Raw genomic sequence first — 19,846 nt, 5'->3', positions numbered from 1 at the left:
GATTATTTCAAATGAAAAATCAAAGTGTAAAAAATAACATTGACTGGATAAGCGTTTTTATCTACATTTCGTTAGTGATATTAGGGTGGCTAAATATCTATTCCTCATCACTATTATCAACGGAAGGAACATATCAAAAACAACTAATTTTCATTGGATGTACTATTCCTTTAATTTTCGTCGTACTTTTTGTTGACGGAAAATTTTATGAAAAATACGCCAGTATCATTTTTGGAGTTTCTTTATTATCATTAGCCGGTTTATTTCTTTTTGGAAAAACTATTGCCGGTCAAAGATGCTGGTACGCAATAGGAAGTTTTACCATACAGCCTTCTGAGTTTGCAAAAGCTGCAACATCATTAGCATTGGCAAAATATTTAAGTGACACACAAATAAACCTAAAAGATGTAAACAGGCAAGTTCAGGCATTGGCTATTGTTTTTTTACCTGTTTTACTGATTTTACCACAACCCGATCCCGGAAGTGCCTTGATATATAGCATCTTTATTGTTGTTTTATATAGAGAAGGATTACCTTCATGGTATGTTTGGACTGGTTTTATTACTATTTTATTATTTGTACTAACACTCGTTTTAGAACCCTATGCCGTTATTTTAATTGCTTTGGGAGTTTTAATTATTATACATTTTAAAGGAAGAGCCGTCGATAGAAACATTCTTTTAAGTGGTATTTTACTCGCTATAATTTCTGCTTTTGTACTATCCGTAGATTATGTTTTTGATAATATTTTCAAGCAGCATCACCGCGATCGTTTTAATATATTATTAGGTAAAACTGTCGATATGAAAGGTATTGGATACAATACAAATCAATCAGAAATCGCTATTGGTTCTGGAGGCTGGATAGGAAAAGGTTTTCTGGAAGGAACTCAAACCAAAGGTGGCTTTGTACCTGAGCAACATACAGATTACATCTTTACCACAGTTGGTGAAGAATGGGGTTTTGCAGGTTCCTTAGTTGTTATAATTCTTTTTGTATGTTTGTTTTTAAGAGTTATTTATTTAGCAGAAAGACAAAAAACAAAATTCAGCAGGGTTTATGGTTATTGTGTTGCCGGAATTTTATTCACTCACTTTTTTGTAAATATAGCAATGGTTATTGGGATTTTTCCAACAATTGGAGTTCCCCTGCCCTTCTTTTCATACGGAGGTTCCGGACTTTGGGGATTCACTATTTTGCTATTTATCTTCCTGAAGATGGATGCAAATAAAGTAAATGAGTGGTAATCTTTTTAAGAAATTCCAATATAAAAAAATTCCAAATTCCAACCAGATCGCGCGTTGTCATTAAGAAAAACAAATAGTCAGTTTTTAATTTTAGTTTGTAGAGCTTTAAATCATTGTTTATACAACCTTTATTATATCTAGACAATCTTTTATAAATGATTTATCAAATCATTTCGAACATAAAAAAGTCCGAAGTTTAAAACTTCGGACTTTTTTTATGCTATATTTTTTTAATTAAATCTTTTCGCTTGGTCTCTTTTTTAAAAGCTTTACCAATACTGGAAATGTAGAAATAATAACAATTATAATAATGATGTATTCAATGTGGTGTTTTAGATCAATTCCTTGTTTTAAAAATACACCATATAAATAATGACCCGCAAAAATCAAGATAAAAGACCATAAAAAAGAACTCAAAACATTAAAAAACATGAACTTCTTTTTATCCATAGAAACTATACCCGCAATAATTGGAGCGAATGTTCTGAATATTGGAAGAAAACGAGCATAAATAATTGCTTTTCCACCATATTTTTCAAAGAAATCTTTTGATTGTAATAAGTACTTTTTCTTGAACCAAAAAGTATCTTCTTTTTTAAATAAGTAATAACCGCTTTTTGCTCCAAACCAATATCCTGTCATATTCCCAAAAACGCCCATTAACGCGACCAAAGTTGAGAGTAAAAAAACATTTATGAAATCAGATGGAATATCAACAACATTGAGCATTAAATCACGACTGTAGATACCTGCCAAAAAAAGCAAACTATCTCCAGGAAGAAAGAAACCTGCAAAAAGTCCTGTTTCAGCAAAAACTATAAACAAAACAATAAATAAACCAATTTGAAAACCTCCGATACTTAATGTTATATAAAATTCGGGGTTGATTAATTGAGTCCAATCAAAATTATTCATAAATGCGTTGGTTATATTTATAAGTTCGTGAAATTAACAATAATTTGCTTCAACACCAATAAAATGCTATATTTTAAAGATAAATTAACTATTGAAAAGCCCAAGTTTTACACTTGGGCTCTCAACATTATTATTCTCTTACATACTTGCAGCAAGAATGTAAATTGTCATAATCGGTTTCTGTTGCCTTAACATCCTTAGTATCATGGCCTACTTTTGCGATCGCATTATTTAAATCTGCCGGAGATGATTTCTCTTCATTTAAAATCACCGCTAATTGATGTGAACTAATATCCCAAGTCGCCGTTTTTACTCCGGGAACACTAAAAGCTGCTTTTTCAATACGCTTTTTGCATTGCTCGCAATTACCATTTACCTCTGTAGTGTATTTTAAATTTTTATTTTTTTTAGTTTGAGCCTGAGCCGAAAATCCTAAAAAAGTTATCATTGCAATTAAAATTAAATTTTTACTCATGCTTTTTATATTGCTTTTTTTGTATTCGTGAATCGCTGATTTCATTTTTATTATATTTATTGTTATTGAAATTGATTTTTGAAATTGAATTATTTTATTTTAAATCGTAAACCTGCATAATACATTTGTCCAAAAATTGGAGCGTATGCAATAGATGCATCAAAATTAGGTCCAAAAGGATCTTCGGAACCTAAAATTGCTTTTTCCTGTTTATAATTCCCAATGTTTTCTCCGCCAGCATAAACTTCTAAAACCGGTGAAATAACTCTAGTAACCTGAACATTCATAACAGCGTAAGAAGGAGAAAAATCATGAAACTGATCTTCAACAGGATTTGATGCCGTATAAGGCAATTGCTGTTTTCCGGACCAATTAAAGGTATAATCAAACTTCCATTGTTTGCCATCGTTCAGATTCGTTTCATATTCCAGATTTCCTAAAAAACGATGTTTAGATTGTAACGGACGCTGAAAAGTTCCGGTTAAATAATCTGTTTGGATATCATAATATTTGTACGCTGTTCTCAAATTAAAATTATGAGCAAGCTCATAGTTAAATTCAATCTGTAAACTATTTGCAAACGAATTTCCTCTTAAATTATAGAAAGAAACCTGCTGTGGACTTTGCATCAAATCAACCACGGCTTGATTCTGAAAATCGGTGCGATAGAAATCAAATCCGGCTTCGGCACTTTTATTGAAAATTTTAAATTTCTGAGAAAAACTTACGCCATAATTCCATGCAATTTCAGGATTTAATCCATAAATTTTTCCGTTTGTATCTAAAATTGAGAACGTTCTTGAACTAGCAAATAACTGTTGATTCTCGGCAAAAATATTGGCAGAACGTTTTCCTCTTCCGGCAGAAAAACGAATTACCCCATCTTTCCACGGGTTGTATCTCATGTGTAAACGAGGTGTCACGAAAAAACCCAAACGATTATGATTATCAACTCTTCCGCCTAAAATCACACTGAAATTATCGGCATTATCATACGTATATTCAAAAAATGCTCCTACTGAGTTATCAATTCTGCTGTAATCATTCACATTTACAAATTCCTGATATTGGTCGTAGGTAAAATTCAAACCGGTTGAGAATTTATGCATCGTGTTGTTGATAATCGAATTGAAAATCAAATTTGAATAAAAGCTATTTTGCTTAATATCATACAAATTTAAACCAAAATAAGAATTTTGATTATGACTATTAAAAGCATTCTGGAAACCAATACTTTGATAAGGCATATCTTTAAAAACATATCCTATTTTTGTAGAAAGATCAAAACGTTCTGTATTGATTTCTGAACCCCAGTAATTTGTTGTTCCGCGATCTCTGTCTTTATCAAAATCAACTTCTCCGGTTTGTTTTTTATCATTCATATATCTGAAATTGATAAAACTCACCACACCGCTATCAGGATTATAATATTGATAACGATTCAAAACATTGATTTGTTTCCCTAACGGATTATCCAGAAAACCATCATCGTTCATGTCATTTTTTGCAACACGGGCATTTCCATGAACAAACAAACTTGTTGCCCATTTATCAGATAATTTTTTATTGAAATGTGTATTTACCTCAAAACGAGCATCGGTTGAACCATATATGTTTAAAAAGAATGGGATATCACTCAAAGGCTTCAAAAGTTCAGTATTAATTTGTCCCGAAATACTTTCGTAACCATTAATAACACTTCCGGCACCTTTAGTAATTTGTACACTTTCTATCCATGTTCCAGGCGTAAATGATAATCCGTAAGCCTGAGAAGCTCCACGAACCGAAGGAATATTTTCTTCGGTAATCATTAAATACGGACTTGTTAAACCAAGCATTTTGATTTGTTTGGTTCCGGTCAAAGCATCAGAAAAATTGACATCGATTGATGGGTTTGTTTCGAAACTTTCTGCCAAATTACAGCAAGCAGCTTTTAGTAACTCTTTGCTCGTAATCATTGTAGTATTGGCGGTAAGCGTATAGGATTTTTTAAGTCCTTTTTGCTTTTTGGTGATTTTCACTTCTTCTAAATCTTCTTGCGAAAAAGCAGAGACAGAAAGTAAAATCATACCCAAAAGCATAATATGTTTTTGCATAAAAAAGATTTTAATGTTAATAGAAAAGCTGCTTTTAAGATAAATTCTCAAAACTGAGAAATAAGCAAACAGCATAATGCAAGCCTATAAATGGCTTGATTCTAAACATTAAAATCAGGAATAAAAAATATATTGACTATATAATTTAAATAATGGAGGTGCATTCGCATCAGAATAATACGATGTGATTTGATTGCTTTTGAAATTCGGGATTGATAAAAAAGCAATTGGTTTAACTTCCTGAATTACGGCTGGAAAGGCAAATTGAAAAAAGAAAAACTTAATAGTTGCATTATCAGATTTTTTCTCAATATGAACCACTTTGTCTTTACAACAAGATGATTTTTTTTGTGATGCGCCACAACATTTCTTCTCAGGAGATGCAGAAACAGAAGTGTTTAATGAAACAGAAGCAATTTTTCCTCCGCAATAATGCACATCAAAAGCAAACCCAATGTTGGAAACCAACAATAGGAACGCTAAAAACAATCCAGTGCACTTTTTAAAATTCATGTTGCAAAACTACCTAAAAGACTTGAAAAAAGATTTAATTATTTGTTATTTTTTAAGATTCTGTTGCTGATAATAGAATGCCGGAATAAATAACAAGACAAATATGGGCTGTATGATGAATCTTCGAACGTAAAAAAGAAGCCAATTTGCCTCAGGGAAATAATTAAGAATGATAAAAAACATTCCTAAAAGTATCACTAAAAAGAATCCATATATTAAGGTACTAAATTTTAAGATTTCAAGATCCTGAAACAAAGTGTAAATTAACAGCAATGATAAAATGGTATTTAATATAAACCGAACTAAAAGTCCGAAAAATAGTTTAAGCGGATCTACTTCGGGAAAAGGCAAGTCTTTAAAATCAGATTCGAAATAAATTAAAAACGGATCATAAAATATTCTATTCTCTAAAGCTCTAATAATTCCAAAACATACTATAATAAGAACCGCAATCAGTATTTTGAATTTATGTTCAATCAGTTTATTTAGCATATTTAGAAAATTTATTTATCCAGATTACCCATAAAATAAAAACTGCTCCATAAATAATTAAGGGAAAAAGAACGCCGTGCAATATATGCTGGTATTGAGGGAAATAAAATAGTAAAACTGCGAGTAAAGCGATTCGGATAACATTAAGGATGTAAATAAACAAAATACCAAACAGGATATAAAGTACTGTCGTTCTTAGTTTTCCTGAAAAAGCAAGTATAAAAGAAAAAAACAAAATAAAAATACTTACTGCATTACAACCTTCAACAATTCTAATGACATATTTTTTATTGTACCAAACTTCTAACCAAGCATTAGAAACACTTTCATGAATTTTGATATCACAATTAAACAAATTCATTAATTGGTATACATTTTTACCAACAACATAAGTTATTCCGTCTACATCAGTTGTTTTAAAAGTATCTAAATAAAACTTATAAACTATTGTAAGCAAAATATATGCGGAAAAAAAAGTACCTATAAATATAAGGAAGGGCTTAAATTGTGTAAGATATTTTTTCAATGGAAATTTTTTTCAAATTTATGTATTTTTTGAGATTTGCTTTAAATACTTTTGTATAAAATTTTCACATCATGACATTTCAGGAATTACAACCAAAAATAAGCGCTATTATAGCTGATAGCAATACTCTTAGAGACGAAAAATTATTAGCCATCTGCCAACTTTTAAACGAAAACATAGAATATTACAACTGGGTTGGATTTTATTTCGCCAATCACGAGGCTAAAACTTTACATTTAGGCCCTTATGTTGGAGCAGAAACGGATCATACTGTAATCCCTTTTGGAAAAGGAATTTGCGGACAAGTAGCTGAAAGTAACGCAAATTTTGTGGTACCGGATGTTGCTGCACAAGACAATTATATAGCTTGTAGTTTTACGGTAAAGTCTGAAATCGTAGTTCCTTTATTTGTTAATGGACAAAATATTGGTCAAATTGATATTGACAGCCACGTAATTGACCCATTCACGGAAGCTGACGAAAGATTTTTAGAATTTGTAAATGAGGAAGTTGCCAAATTATTCTAAAAAAATTGACTTTTAAAGATTCATATAAAAAGATTTTCAGGTCTTAATTGCTAAATCTTCAAATTTTTCAATCTTTAAATTTATTTTTTCGGAAAAAAAGTATTATTTTTGCACCGTCTTACAAAAGATGTATGACATACATAAAAATCATTAAATAATATTGGAATGTATTTAACTAAAGAGAAAAAAGAAGAGATTTTTGCACAACACGGTGAAGCAACAAACACTGGAAAAGCAGAAGCTCAAATCGCATTGTTTACTTACAGAATTAGTCACTTAACTGAGCACTTGAAAAAAAATCGTCATGATTATAACACAGAGCGTTCACTAGTACTATTAGTAGGTAAAAGAAGATCGTTGTTAGATTACTTGAAAAAGAAAGAGATCAACAGATATCGTGAGATTATCAAAGTATTGAATATCAGAAAATAATCAATATAGAAAAGAGGTGCGAAAGTGCCTCTTTTTGTTTTTAGCCCCCTAACCCCCAAAGGGGGAAATATCAAAAGATATTTTTATGATTATAAGCTCCCCCTTTGGGGTTGGGGGGCTAAAAAGTTTGGTTTTTCATTGGGTTTTAGAATAAACAACAACTACACACAACAACTACAACACAACTAAAACCCATTGTATAACCCATAAGGAAAAAAATTTATGATTCCACAATTATTTGTAGAAAGTATCGATTTAGGTGATGGCAGAAGCATCACAATCGAGACAGGACGTTTAGCAAAACAAGCTGATGGTTCTGTAGTAGTAAGAATTGGTAAAACTGTTATTTTAGGAACAGTTGTATCATCAAGAAAAGCAAGTCCTGGTATTGACTTTTTACCGTTAACGGTAGATTACCGCGAAAAATTTGCAGCAGCAGGTCGTTTTCCAGGTGGTTTCTTTAAAAGAGAAGCTCGTCCTAGTGATAGCGAAGTATTAACAATGAGATTAGTTGACCGTGTTTTACGTCCGCTTTTCCCAAGTGATTATCACGCAGAAGTTCAGGTTATGATTCAGTTAATGTCTCATGATGATGAAGTTATGCCAGATGCATTAGCAGGATTAGCAGCTTCGGCAGCACTTGCTTTGTCTGATATTCCTTTTGAAACTTTAATTTCTGAAGCAAGAGTTGGAAGAATTGACGGTAAATTTATCATCAATCCATCTCGTGCACAATTAGAATTATCAGATATTGATATGATGATTGGTGCTTCAACTGATTCTATCGCAATGGTAGAAGGAGAAATGAAAGAAATTTCAGAAGCTGAAATGTTAGAAGCAATTAAATTTGCTCACGAACATATTAAAGTACAAATCGCTGCTCAGGAAAGATTAGCAGCTGCTTTTGGAAAAAAAGAAGTTCGTACGTATGAAACTGAAAGAACAGACGATGCTATTTACGCAAAAGTAAAAGCAGCGGCTTATGATAAAATTTACAACATTGCTAAAGTTGGTTCGGCTAAACACGAACGTTCTGCCGCATTTGATGCTGTAAAAGAAGAAGTACGCGCCTTATTTACAGAAGAAGAATTGGCAGAAAACGGAGATTTAGTTTCTAAATATTTCTACAAAACCAATAAAGAAGCTGTTCGTAACGTAACTTTAGATTTAGGAACTCGTCTTGACGGAAGAAAAACTACAGAAATCAGACCTATCTGGTGTGAAGTAGATTATTTACCATCTGTTCACGGTTCTGCATTGTTTACACGTGGAGAAACTCAAGCTTTGGCAACTGCAACTTTAGGAACATCAAGAGAAGCAAACCAAATTGATTCACCATCTGAACAAGGAGAAGAAAAATTCTATTTGCACTATAATTTCCCACCATTTTCTACAGGAGAAGCTCGTCCGTTAAGAGGAACTTCAAGAAGAGAAGTTGGACACGGAAATTTAGCACAAAGAGCATTGAAAAACATGATTCCTGCTGAAAATCCATACACAATCAGAGTTGTTTCTGAAGTATTGGAATCAAACGGTTCGTCTTCAATGGCTACAGTTTGTGCCGGAACATTAGCGTTAATGGATGCTGGTATTCAAATGATTCGTCCAGTTTCTGGAATTGCAATGGGATTGATTACTGATGGAGATCGTTTTGCAGTTTTATCTGATATTTTAGGTGATGAAGATCACTTAGGAGATATGGATTTCAAGGTAACAGGAACTTCAGTAGGTATTACAGCTTGTCAAATGGACATCAAAATTGACGGATTGAAATACGAAATCATGGAGCAGGCTTTGGCTCAGGCTCGTGATGGACGTTTACATATTTTAGGAAAATTACTTGAAACTCTTGCTAAACCAAATGCAGATGTGAAAGCGCATTCTCCAAAAATCATTACCAGAACTATTCCTGGAAACTTTATTGGAGCATTAATTGGACCTGGTGGAAAAGTAATTCAGGAATTACAAAAAGCTACAGGAACAACTATCGTAATCAACGAAGTAAACGAAGAAGGTGTTATCGAAATTTTAGGTACAGATCCTGCTGGAATTGAAGCGGTATTGGCAAAAATCCAATCTATCACTTTCAAACCTCAAATGGGAGAAGCTTATGAAGTTAAAGTAATTAAAATGCTTGATTTTGGAGCTGTAGTTGAATACAGTGCTGCACCAGGAAATGAAGTATTACTTCACGTATCTGAACTAGCTTGGGAACGTACTGAAAATGTTACTGACGTTGTAAACATGGGAGATGTATTCCAGGTTAAATATTTAGGACTTGATCCTAAAACAAGAAAAGAAAAAGTGTCAAGAAAAGCACTTCTTCCAAGACCTCCACGTGAGGAGAAAAAAGAGTAATCAGATCTTAGTTTACTAAAGGTTTATTCATAGAAAACCCCAATTCATTAGTTGAATTGGGGTTTTTCGTTTTTTGTCTAATGCGGAAATAGTAATAAAATTACAAGAAGATTCAGTACTATATTTTTTAACGAGAATAAAACTAAAAAAATATATCAATTTCACCTTTTATTCAAAGAAAAAAAATAACTTTAACCCACCAAAAATAAAATTATTAACCCTAAAAACCCTATTATGGACTTTAATGTTATCCAAATCACAAGAATCAACGCAGATCCCTTTACCTTCTCAGACAAATACAATCTTATCTTTCCAGTTTCGCCCTTGGCCTCAGCAAAGATTTACAAAAATCAGGGCGTTAGCACGCTAAAAATATGTGCTACTTTATATATTAATTCTAAAGATTCACAAAATCCAGTAGTTGGAAAACTAACAGAAAACGATACTTCGGTCGATATTTACTTTGACTATGACTGGGATGAAGACACACCTGAAACTTATGATGTTTGGTATGTTGAAATAGATTATACTTCTGATACAGTTAGAAATATAAAGACCGTTATGTCTTACTTAAGAGATATTGATCCTGAAACCTCTAGAGGAACAGAAACAGGTGTAAATGGATAGTAAATAATTTTCATGATATGGTTTGATTTAAACTTATAAATCAAACCATATATCTTAAATAAAAAAGACACTTACAAAAAAATGCAAGCAATTAAATTATTTTTTTTGTTAATACTTTTTCAGAACTCTTCATTTCTTTTTTCTCAAGTAAATAACTATGGCAATGTAGATGAGATATTTCATAAAAAAGCTGAGGAATTTAAAACCGAGATAAACTTTAGAAAGGCTCAATATTTTTTTAATAAAAAAAATTGGGATTCTACTTTAGTATATTCTATGAAACAACTAAGCTTAAGTAAAAATCAGGAGTTAATTAATTATTGCCATTATTTTAGAGGATATAGCTTTAGAGAATTAAAACTATTGCAAGAAGCAAAAACTGAATTAAACTTAATTTCAAAAAAATTTGCGCTCTATCATTTAGTAAACTATAAATTAGGAGCAATTTCTTTGGAGTTGAAAGAATTTGAAAAAGCAATAAGCTTTTTTCATAATGCGGAGATTGCATATACAATAAAGGCAAAAGACTATAAATTAAGTTCAATTTATGCAAATTTAGGAACGTGTTACTTACATCTTAATAAATTTAAGTTAGCTGAGATTTATCTCTTTAAAAGCATTAAAATTCAGGAAAAAGAAAAGGATTCGATACCAATCATAAACTCATATTTCAACATTGCAAATCTATATTATTTGCAATATAAAGACAAAGAAGCTATTTCATATTTTGAAAAAGCATATGATTTATCAAAAAAAATAAATGATTTTGACCTAAAAAGAAAAGCTTCAAAAAACATGTCTGCTATCGAAGAAAACAGAGGTGATTTTAAAAAAGCATTAATCTATAGAAAAGAATCTGAACAATGGAAAGATTCTCTCAACAATCAAAATAAAATATGGGCAATTGCCGATTTTGAGAAAAAATTTACCGTTGCACAAAAACAAAAGCAAATCAAAGTCTTGGAAGTCGAGAACAAGCTAAAAAACACTCAGAGAAATAGTTTATTTTTCTCAGCAATTGGCTTATTATTAATTTTAACCGGCGGCGTTTATTTATACGGTCAAAAAGTAAAGAACACTAAAATTATTGTATTACAAAAAAATAAGCTAGACGAACTCAACGCCACTAAAGATCAATTATTCTCTATTGTTAGTCATGATTTAAGATCATCTGTAAATGCCTTAAAAACGAGTAATGCAAAATTATCTGCTACGCTGGAAACTAAAAATTATGATGAATTAAATCAGCTTATTATTCAAAATAGTACTATTGCAAATGGCGCTTACAGTTTATTAGACAATTTATTGCATTGGGCGATGCTGCAAACCAAACAATTGTATTTTCATAAAGAATCAGTACATTTATATTCTGTAGTACAGCAAATCGAATACAATTACAAGCCTTTACTTCTTGACAAATCGATTACTTTTGAAAATTCGGTTTCAAAAAATATTTTCATCTTCGTTGATCTGGATTCCTTAAAAATTATCCTTCGTAATTTATTGGATAATGCTATTAAATTTTCTAATGAAAACGGAAGTATCAATTTCTACACTCAGGAAACTAATCCTGATTTTTGTGAACTTATTATTAATGATAACGGAATTGGAATGAATAAAAACACAATTAAGGAATTACTGCAAGAGGGAGAAATATTAGCCAAAAAAAATAACTCTGAAATTATAGGAACTGGTTTAGGCATGCAATTGTGCAAACAAATGATCAGGAAAAATAGCGGAACAATAGCTATAGAAAGTGAACTTAATAAGGGAACTAAAATGATATTAACTTTTCCAAAAACAAGAAATAATGGATAATATTAACGTTTTAATTATAGAAGACACTCCTGAGCAAAGTGATGCACTTGTCAAAGTTCTGACTGAAAATAATTATACTGTTACAGGAGTTGCGACCAATTTTACAGCTGCATTAAAGCTTTTTTATGAAAGTACTGTTGACATCATTATTATTGATGTTTTTCTGGACGGGAAACCAGACGGAATAACTTTTGCAGAAACTATTAATATTATTCCAAATTCATCTAAACCATTTGTGTTTTTGACGAGCTCGCAGGATCGTCAAATTTTTGAAAGAGCTAAACTTACAAAGCCTTTTAGTTTTTTAATGAAACCATTTAACGAACTTGAAATTTTGTATGCTATCGAAATGGCTGTTGAAAAATTCTATGCGCAAACAAATGTATTTATGAGCGAGGAACAAGACACCGTAATTAGCAATGATTATTTATTTATAAAGAAAAAGAACTCATTAAAAAAAGTAGCTTTAAACGAAATCCTATACATTGAAGTCGAAGAACGTTATTGTAATATTATCACCGAAAAAGAAAAATTTGTCATTCAAATCTCGCTAACCAAAATCAGTAATTTATTGGATAAAAATAAATTTGTCAAAACACATCGAAATACGATTGTGAATACGGATAAAATTGAAGAAATTATCCTGGCCGATAATCTTATTATTCTAAAAGGAGATCACAAAATTAACTTAAGCGATACTTATAAAGATTTTCTAAAAAAAATGAATATTCTATCTTAGAAATCAAATCGAAACTAAATTATACAAATCCTTTCAGTAATCTGAGAGGATTTTTTTTACAAGAGATTAATCTAGTTATTAGTGCCTTAACTATTTCATGACAAGAAAAATGGCTTTCGTGACATTTTTAACTTCAAACTAATAAATCGAAATTACTTTTATGCTCAGAAACCCCAAAATCTAATATACATAAATGAGAATCGCACTAATTAAACAACCAGAAATGAAAATTTTATCAATTTTAAAAAAAATAAAAAATAATCCTTGGGTTGGTATTGCTGTTTCATTAATGCTGATTATTCCGAGTTTATATGAAATTTTAGACGATGTTACTATTCTAAGAAAAGAATATATATTATTAGTTCTTGGATTTCCTCTGTACATAAAATCGCTAAAAAAAATCTTTGACGATATGCTTGATGTATATGATGACCTATCCGAATAAATAAAGTTTGCCCTTTTTTCAATAGACACTTCAACTTATTTTTTTAGGTTGGGTGTTTTTTTGTTTAATTCAGAAATTATTGATCCAAAATCATCTAAATATAAAAAAATAACATATTTAAACAATAATAAGTCACATATTAACATTTTTTTGATATTTTTGAAATGCTTTAATCCAAAACATTCAAATAAACCATTCCTTTGAAAAAAAATCAAAAAAAGCCTCTTTACTTTGTAATAATCGGAATATTGTTAAATTTTTGCACTGCTTATTCTCAAAGCAGCAATGAAATCTTTGTATACAATTGGTTTGATAAAAATCTTGGTGTCGAATCATTAGATTTTGAAAATGGACCAGCCCATTTAAATTTTGACAAAACGATTAACAACAATAATCGCTATTATATTTCGGAAGATTTTAAAAAAGGAAGTATTAATTATAATGGCCAGGATTATTTTGATCTATTATTGAATTATGATACTTATAATGATGAAATTGTTTTAAAACCTTACGGAGAATCGAACACTACAAAAATCAACATCATTAAGGAGAATGTCAGCTATTTTAAATTAGGAAATGAAAGATTTGTCAAACTTGAAACGCTAAATATTCCTAATTTCAGAAAAGGATATTATGAAGAAGTTTTGACGGGAAACGATATAACGCTTTTTGTAAAATATTATAAAGAGAAGAAAAAGATCAATAAAGATGAAATTGATTTAGTTGAATTTATTCCTAAATATGAATTTATATTATTAAAAGATTCCAAATCTTACCTTGTTAATACTAAAAAAGAAATCCTGGCATTATTCCCCAATAATAAAAGAAAAATAAATGATTTCTACCTTTTACATAGAGACTTAAAGACTGAAAATCCCGCACTATTTACGAAGAATCTATTAAAATACATCAATAATTAAAATCAGTAGAAATTATTACAATGAGAATATTTATCATCTTTTTATTATTTTTCGGTTTTAATCCATTCACCTATTCACAAGATCAAAAAAGCAATATTACTGTTAGTTACAGTAATATAAACAGAATTGATGTTTTAAAAAAAATAGAAACCTCTACTAAGTACAGGTTTTATTTTCAGGATGACTGGTTCGACAAGAATGTCTTAATATCCGGCGATTATACAAACAAAACAATAGAGGAAATTTTAAATAAGGTTTTTGCAGATACGGAGCTTAATTTTTACATCAACAAAAACAAAATCATCTTAACGAAGAATAGCATTATTTACGATAAGTTTCAAAACAACAAAACAAAGGATGGCAATATTCCAATCTTTTTTCAACAATATGATTCGGTTAAAAAAAACAAGACAGAAAAAGCAGATCCAATCGCATTAATTGGTAAGGAAACTGTAGATTCTGAAATTGAATTTTACACACTTTCCGGTCATATAACAGATCTGAAAGACGAAAAATCTTTGGCAGACATAACTGTAAAAGTTAAAAACACTGCAATCACAACTATCACAAACAAAGAAGGATTTTATAGTGTAAAACTTCCTGTAGGATTAGCAACGATCGAAATTGAATCGTTATTATACAACAATACTTCCCGAAAAATAATGATCTACAGTAACGGTACTTTAGATTTTTCTATAATTGAAAAAATAAATCAATTAAATGAAGTTTTGGTAAAAGGAAAAAATAGCCAAAACATTAGAACTGCAATAACGGGAGTTACAACAATTGAAGCCGAAGGAATAAAAAACATTCCGCTAGTTCTTGGAGAAAGAGATGTTTTAAAAATTGCTTTAACAATTCCCGGAATAAAAACTGCGGGAGAAGGTTCATCAGGATTTAACGTTAGAGGAGGAAAAGAAGATCAAAACTTAATGTTACTGGATAATGGAACGATATATAATCCTGCGCATCTTTTTGGATTTTTCTCTTCTCTTAATCCTTATACAATTAACAAAGTTGATATTTATAAAGGTGGAATACCATCAGAATTTGGCGGTAGGTTATCATCTGTTTTTGATATAACTTCTAAAAACGGAAACACAGAGAAATTTTCAGGCGAAGGAGGTATTGGTCCGGTAACGAGTAATCTTACGGCTTCGATTCCTGTTGTTAAAGGAAAAGCGAGTTTATTGGTTGGCGGAAGAGCAACTTATTCTGATTGGATTTTAAAATCATTAGATGATGAAAACCTAAAAAATAGTCAGGCTTCTTTTTATGATTTATTCGCAAAATACACGCATAAAATAAACAAGAACAATTCGGTTGAAGCCACAGGTTATTATAGCAAAGACAAATATAGTATCACTCCGGATTCTTTGTACAGCTACAGCAATAGTCTTGTTTCTTTAAAATGGAAACATTCGTTTAACGAAAAAAATAACAGCGAATTGAATGTCACAAATAGTGAATATAAATTCAGTATTGATTATGAATCTGTTAATCCTGAATCATTTCTTTTAAAATATAAGATCAATGAAACTCAGGCAAGTTTAAAATTCAATAGCGAATTTAACAGTAAAAATAAATTCACTTACGGAATTACAAGTAAATTATATAAAGTTAATCCGGGGGAATTATCTCCTAATGGATCATCGTCATTAATTACGCCCATTAAAATTGAGGATGAAAAAGGATTGGAATCTGCTGTATTTTTTTCGGATAAATTTAAAATTTCAGAAAAATTATTGTTAGATATTGGTGCCAGATATTCATATTATTTAGCACTTGGACCTTCAACCCAAAAAATCTATGAAGATGGCGTGCCTAAAACTCCATCAACAGTTACTGAAGAAAAAGTATATGCAAATAATGAAGTTATCAATTCTTCGGGAGGTTTTGAACCCAGAATAGCATTACGTTATATTTTTGATGAAAGTTTATTTGTAAAAGCAGGCTTTGATAAAAACTATCAATACATTCATTTACTGACAAATAATACTACACAATCTCCTACTGATACCTGGAAATTATCTGATATAAATGTCAAACCCGAAAGCGGTTTACAGTATTCATTGGGTATTTTCAAAAAACTGGAATATAATGATCTGGAACTAAGTCTGGAAGGTTATTATAAAACATCTAAAAATATCCTTGACTATAAAGTTGGGGCGAACATACTTTTAAATGAAAATCTAGAGACAGAATTACTTCAGGGTGATGGTAAAGCTTATGGAATTGAATTTTTATTGAAAAAATCAATCGGAAGACTTAATGGCTGGATTGGATACACATATTCAAGAACATTTATCAAATTAGACAGTCAGTTTAATGATGAAAAAGTAAATAACGGCGCATACTTTCCAACTAATTTTGATAAACCTCATGATTTGAGTATTGTAATGAACTATAAATTTACACATCGGTATAGTTTTTCTTCTAATTTTGTTTACCAAACCGGAAGACCAATTACTTATCCTATAGGCAAATACTCTTATAATGGTGCGGAATACACGCTTTATAGTGATCGAAATAAATTTAGAATACCTGATTATTACAGACTGGATATTGGGTTAAACATTGAAGGAAATCACAAAATAAAAAAGTTAGCGCATAGTTTCTGGAATATATCTATTTATAATGTATTAGGAAGAAACAATCCTTATTCTATCTTTTTTGTGACAAAAGAAGGTCAGGTAAAAGCTTATCAGACTTCTATTTTTGCAGTACCAATACCAACTATTACTTATAATTTTAAATTTTAATCGTTATGAAAAAAATCTTTTTAATTAGATTTCTGATAACAATAATTCTTGTATCGGTATTTGGCTGTACAACACCTTACTCCTATCAAACAAACGGAGATGAAGATGTCATTGTAATTGAAGCAACGATAACGAATGAAATTAAAAATCAAGAAGTAAAAATTTCGAGATCTTATAAACTGGATGACAATAAATCAAAATTTGAAACCGAAGCCGTTGTTTACGTAACGGATGATTTAGGCAATAAATATGAATTTGACCAAAGTGACGAATCTTATAAATCTGTAAATACTTTTCAGGCAAATCCAGACAGACAGTATCAATTGCATGTACTTACAAAAGATGGCAGATCGTACATTTCAAGTACAGAAACATTGCCACAGCAAACCGAAATCGAAAGTTTAAATGCTACAGCAATTACTAAAAATGGTCAACTTGGTGTTGAAATTACCCTAAATAGTACAGATCCAACTAATAAATCTAAATACTATAGATATGAGTATGAGGAAACATATAAGGTCGTCGCTCCTAAATGGCTTAATGAAAAAGCGGTCGTTCAACTATTTGCTCCAGGTTCAATACCAAGAGGAAAAGTTACTTTTGTACCAAGAACAGAAGAAGCCCGCGTTTGTTATTTAAGTCAAAAATCAAATGAATTACTTTTGACCAGCACAAATGATATGTCTGAAGATAAAGTAATCAATTTTCCTGTTAGATTCCTTTCAAGTAAAGATCCTATAATTAGAAACAGATACAGCATATTAGTGAAACAATATATACAAACTCTTGCTGCCAATACCTTTTATAATACGTTAAAAGAAATCTCAAATTCAGGAAGTCTACTATCTCAGACACAACCCGGATTCTTTTACGGAAACATAAAATCAATTGATAATCCGGGAGAAAAAGTAATTGGTTATTTTGGCGTATCTTCTTATTCTGAAAAAAGACTATTTTTCAATTTTACTGATCTTCTTCCCGGGCAACCTTCTCCTAAATATCAATATGAATGTCCGGCACCAATTCCTGAAAGCGAAAGCAGTGATTATATCTTCACTTATTGTTTCAGCAAAACAAATCCTGATTGTCAGGGAGATCAGATTTTAAATCTTCTGGAAAGTGGTGTCAAAGTTTATTTTCCAACAGAAGCGCCTGGATCATATATCCTGTATCCAGTAGAATGCGGAGATTGTACTTCATTTTCATCAAATATAAAACCATCATTTTGGATAGATTAATACATATTATACTTATAACTTTGGCAGTTAGTTTTCAGCAAATTTCGTTTGCTCAAAAAAGCAATCCTGTAAGTGAACTGAATGAAATTGACAAAAAACTAAATGAGTCAATTTATATCAGCACAAATGCTAATTCGTTTTTAACGGGAGAAACTTTATTATACAAGATTTTCTGCATCGACAAATCAACAAATATCGGGTCAAAATATAGTAAAATTGCTTATTTGCAACTTGTAGACAGCAATAAAAAAACCGTTTTTGTTCATAAATTATTTCTTGAAAACTTTACTGCTAATAGTGATTATTTTATTCCGACGACTTTAGAAACCGGAAACTATAAATTAATTGGATACACGAACTGGATGTTGAACAAAAAAGCTGTAGAATATTTCGATGTAGACATTTATATCGTAAATCCATATAAAGAAAAATCAACGAATGTGATTTCTGAAAAAGAATCAAGCCCGTTAGAAAATATAACGAATGAAAGTATATCTTTTGATTTAAGAAGTAAAACATACCTAAATAGAGATTTAATCGACTTTAAAATCAATACAACTTCTGAGGAATTCAAGCAAGGTAATTATAGTCTTTCGGTACGAAAAGCAGATGGTTTTTTATCTCAGGACAAAACTAAATTTAGTGAACTTCAAACAAATAGAAATTCTACGACTGAAATAAACAATACAGAATTTGTTCTGCCAGAATTACGTGGAGAAATAATTTCGGGAAAAATATCCGCAACTAGTGCAGAAGTAAAAAATAAAAAAATTGCGCTTTCTATCGTTGGAAAAAATAATATCTTAAAGTTGACTAAAACAGATGCTGAGGGTAAATTTATTTTTAACTTAGAAAAATCGAATTCAGGATCAAATATAGTCGTTCAGGTTATTGAGGACAACAAACAGGATTATTCTATTGAAATTGACAAAACAAAGAATATTGATTTTTCAAATTTAACATTTCCAAATCTTCAATTCAATTCAGCTTTTAAGCAAAATATATCTGAAAGACTAATTTCAAGCCAAATAGAAAATGCGTATTACAACATTAAAAAAGATAGCACACTGGCTGCTACCGACACAGTTCCGTTTTATAATAAATTGTCTGTAGAATTTAAATTAGATCTTTTTACAAGATTCCCAACTATGGAAGAAACGATTACCGAGGTTGTAAAAGGAGTTGTTTTTGCAAAAAACAAAAATAATTATTCGATAAACGTTTACGACTACGATCCTAATTACGAATCTGAAATGCCGGCTTTAATTGTAGTTGATGGCTTAATCATTGAAGATCTAAAGGAATTTTTTACTTACAATCCTAAAAACATTTATAAAATTAATGTTGTAAAAGGAATTTACTATTATGGCGCAAAATCTTTTAATGGCATTGTTTCTTTTACTACCAAAAACGGAGATTATGAGACTAAACTTAATGGAAATTTTATCTTAAGACCTGAACTTTTAAGACCTCAGTCAAAAAAAGAATATTTTCAACCTGATTATGCAAATAATAAAAACGAAAGAATTCCTGATTACAGACATCAGTTATTATGGATACCAAAAGTTGATTTAAACAATCCTGAATCTGCAATAAAGTTCTATGCATCAGACGTATCAGGTAAATACGAAATAATATTAGAAGGATTTTCAGCTAATGGAAAACCCGTATTTATTAAAGAAATTATAGATATAAAAGATTCAAATCTGAATTAAA

18 protein-coding genes are annotated in these 19,846 nt (G+C 30.6%); 12 read left to right on the top strand and 6 right to left on the bottom strand.

The genetic code is table 11. The annotated features are described in order from the left end of the window. Window positions 1-11 precede the first annotated feature (11 nt). Entirely contained in the window at window positions 12-1,247 is a 1,236-nt protein-coding gene (gene rodA, locus ACHZDT_RS19840) for a rod shape-determining protein RodA (RefSeq protein ID WP_394776434.1), read from the top strand. Window positions 1,248-1,481: 234 nt separating this feature from the next. On the opposite strand, the gene ACHZDT_RS19835 is transcribed toward rodA, so the two are convergent. From ACHZDT_RS19835 to xrtF, 6 genes are all read right to left on the bottom strand, one after another. Further along, window positions 1,482-2,162, bottom strand: coding sequence for a DedA family protein (locus ACHZDT_RS19835; RefSeq protein WP_394776433.1), 681 nt, complete (start codon window positions 2,160-2,162; stop codon window positions 1,482-1,484). Between the two features lie 130 nt (window positions 2,163-2,292). Next, a complete protein-coding gene (locus ACHZDT_RS19830; RefSeq protein ID WP_394776432.1) occupies window positions 2,293-2,682 on the bottom strand; it encodes a heavy-metal-associated domain-containing protein in 390 nt (129 codons plus the stop codon). A 44-nt stretch (window positions 2,683-2,726) separates the two neighbouring features. After that, window positions 2,727-4,733, bottom strand: coding sequence for a TonB-dependent receptor plug domain-containing protein (locus tag ACHZDT_RS19825; protein ID WP_394776431.1), 2,007 nt, complete (start codon window positions 4,731-4,733; stop codon window positions 2,727-2,729). A 114-nt stretch (window positions 4,734-4,847) separates the two neighbouring features. Beyond that, entirely contained in the window at window positions 4,848-5,222 is a 375-nt protein-coding gene (locus tag ACHZDT_RS19820; RefSeq protein ID WP_394776430.1) for a hypothetical protein, read from the bottom strand. Between the two features lie 69 nt (window positions 5,223-5,291). Further along, window positions 5,292-5,738, bottom strand: coding sequence for an exosortase F system-associated protein (locus ACHZDT_RS19815; protein ID WP_394776429.1), 447 nt, complete (start codon window positions 5,736-5,738; stop codon window positions 5,292-5,294). After that, entirely contained in the window at window positions 5,728-6,264 is a 537-nt protein-coding gene (xrtF, locus tag ACHZDT_RS19810) for an exosortase family protein XrtF (RefSeq protein ID WP_394776428.1), read from the bottom strand. The genes ACHZDT_RS19815 and xrtF overlap by 11 nt, the downstream gene beginning before the upstream one ends. A gap of 71 nt (window positions 6,265-6,335) precedes the next feature. Between xrtF and ACHZDT_RS19805 the strand changes: the two genes are divergently transcribed. The 11 genes from ACHZDT_RS19805 (at window position 6,336) to ACHZDT_RS19755 (ending at window position 19,845) form a co-directional block, all read left to right on the top strand. After that, window positions 6,336-6,791: a GAF domain-containing protein gene (locus tag ACHZDT_RS19805; protein ID WP_394776427.1), complete on the top strand. Its 456-nt coding sequence runs from the start codon at window positions 6,336-6,338 to the stop codon at window positions 6,789-6,791. 165 nt (window positions 6,792-6,956) lie between these two features. Further along, the gene (rpsO, locus tag ACHZDT_RS19800) at window positions 6,957-7,223 is read left to right on the top strand and encodes a 30S ribosomal protein S15 (RefSeq protein WP_041516556.1); all 267 of its coding nucleotides are present in this window, start codon (window positions 6,957-6,959) and stop codon (window positions 7,221-7,223) included. A 222-nt stretch (window positions 7,224-7,445) separates the two neighbouring features. Beyond that, entirely contained in the window at window positions 7,446-9,581 is a 2,136-nt protein-coding gene (locus ACHZDT_RS19795) for a polyribonucleotide nucleotidyltransferase (protein WP_394776426.1), read from the top strand. 234 nt (window positions 9,582-9,815) lie between these two features. Next, window positions 9,816-10,208, top strand: coding sequence for a hypothetical protein (locus tag ACHZDT_RS19790; protein WP_394776425.1), 393 nt, complete (start codon window positions 9,816-9,818; stop codon window positions 10,206-10,208). A gap of 276 nt (window positions 10,209-10,484) precedes the next feature. After that, window positions 10,485-12,026, top strand: coding sequence for a tetratricopeptide repeat protein (locus ACHZDT_RS19785; RefSeq protein ID WP_394776424.1), 1,542 nt, complete (start codon window positions 10,485-10,487; stop codon window positions 12,024-12,026). Next, window positions 12,019-12,765, top strand: a complete 747-nt coding sequence (locus ACHZDT_RS19780; protein WP_394776423.1) for a LytR/AlgR family response regulator transcription factor — start codon at window positions 12,019-12,021, stop codon at window positions 12,763-12,765. The genes ACHZDT_RS19785 and ACHZDT_RS19780 overlap by 8 nt, the downstream gene beginning before the upstream one ends. Before the next feature lie 193 nt (window positions 12,766-12,958). Beyond that, window positions 12,959-13,210, top strand: a complete 252-nt coding sequence (locus ACHZDT_RS19775; protein WP_394776422.1) for a hypothetical protein — start codon at window positions 12,959-12,961, stop codon at window positions 13,208-13,210. 248 nt (window positions 13,211-13,458) lie between these two features. After that, the gene (locus tag ACHZDT_RS19770) at window positions 13,459-14,130 is read left to right on the top strand and encodes a hypothetical protein (protein ID WP_394776421.1); all 672 of its coding nucleotides are present in this window, start codon (window positions 13,459-13,461) and stop codon (window positions 14,128-14,130) included. Window positions 14,131-14,150: 20 nt separating this feature from the next. Beyond that, a complete protein-coding gene (locus tag ACHZDT_RS19765; protein WP_394776420.1) occupies window positions 14,151-16,892 on the top strand; it encodes a carboxypeptidase-like regulatory domain-containing protein in 2,742 nt (913 codons plus the stop codon). Between the two features lie 5 nt (window positions 16,893-16,897). Beyond that, window positions 16,898-18,130: a DUF4249 domain-containing protein gene (locus ACHZDT_RS19760; RefSeq protein ID WP_394776419.1), complete on the top strand. Its 1,233-nt coding sequence runs from the start codon at window positions 16,898-16,900 to the stop codon at window positions 18,128-18,130. Further along, on the top strand, window positions 18,118-19,845 hold the full coding sequence (locus ACHZDT_RS19755; protein WP_394776418.1) for a hypothetical protein: 1,728 nt from the start codon (window positions 18,118-18,120) through the stop codon (window positions 19,843-19,845). Before ACHZDT_RS19760 ends, ACHZDT_RS19755 begins: the two co-directional genes overlap by 13 nt. Window position 19,846: the final 1 nt, after the last annotated feature.

It is taken from the genome of Flavobacterium sp., from assembly GCF_043722275.1.
In the GTDB taxonomy this organism is placed as follows: domain Bacteria; phylum Bacteroidota; class Bacteroidia; order Flavobacteriales; family Flavobacteriaceae; genus Flavobacterium.
This window is presented reverse-complemented; position numbering and strand designations above follow the sequence as displayed.

Excerpts from the sequence above, each read along its gene's own strand:
- ACHZDT_RS19825 (WP_394776431.1), bottom strand. The coding sequence starts at position 4,733 with ATGCAAAAACATATTATGCTTTTGGGTATGATTTTACTTTCTGTCTCT.
- ACHZDT_RS19815 (WP_394776429.1), bottom strand. The coding sequence starts at position 5,738 with ATGCTAAATAAACTGATTGAACATAAATTCAAAATACTGATTGCGGTT.
- ACHZDT_RS19785 (WP_394776424.1), top strand. The coding sequence starts at position 10,485 with ATGAAACAACTAAGCTTAAGTAAAAATCAGGAGTTAATTAATTATTGC.
- ACHZDT_RS19835 (WP_394776433.1), bottom strand. The coding sequence starts at position 2,162 with ATGAATAATTTTGATTGGACTCAATTAATCAACCCCGAATTTTATATA.
- ACHZDT_RS19760 (WP_394776419.1), top strand. The coding sequence starts at position 16,898 with ATGAAAAAAATCTTTTTAATTAGATTTCTGATAACAATAATTCTTGTA.
- ACHZDT_RS19805 (WP_394776427.1), top strand. The coding sequence starts at position 6,336 with ATGACATTTCAGGAATTACAACCAAAAATAAGCGCTATTATAGCTGAT.
- ACHZDT_RS19765 (WP_394776420.1), top strand. The coding sequence starts at position 14,151 with ATGAGAATATTTATCATCTTTTTATTATTTTTCGGTTTTAATCCATTC.
- ACHZDT_RS19830 (WP_394776432.1), bottom strand. The coding sequence starts at position 2,682 with ATGAAATCAGCGATTCACGAATACAAAAAAAGCAATATAAAAAGCATG.
- rpsO (WP_041516556.1), top strand. The coding sequence starts at position 6,957 with ATGTATTTAACTAAAGAGAAAAAAGAAGAGATTTTTGCACAACACGGT.
- ACHZDT_RS19795 (WP_394776426.1), top strand. The coding sequence starts at position 7,446 with ATGATTCCACAATTATTTGTAGAAAGTATCGATTTAGGTGATGGCAGA.
- ACHZDT_RS19775 (WP_394776422.1), top strand. The coding sequence starts at position 12,959 with ATGAGAATCGCACTAATTAAACAACCAGAAATGAAAATTTTATCAATT.
- ACHZDT_RS19780 (WP_394776423.1), top strand. The coding sequence starts at position 12,019 with ATGGATAATATTAACGTTTTAATTATAGAAGACACTCCTGAGCAAAGT.
- rodA (WP_394776434.1), top strand. The coding sequence starts at position 12 with ATGAAAAATCAAAGTGTAAAAAATAACATTGACTGGATAAGCGTTTTT.
- ACHZDT_RS19790 (WP_394776425.1), top strand. The coding sequence starts at position 9,816 with ATGGACTTTAATGTTATCCAAATCACAAGAATCAACGCAGATCCCTTT.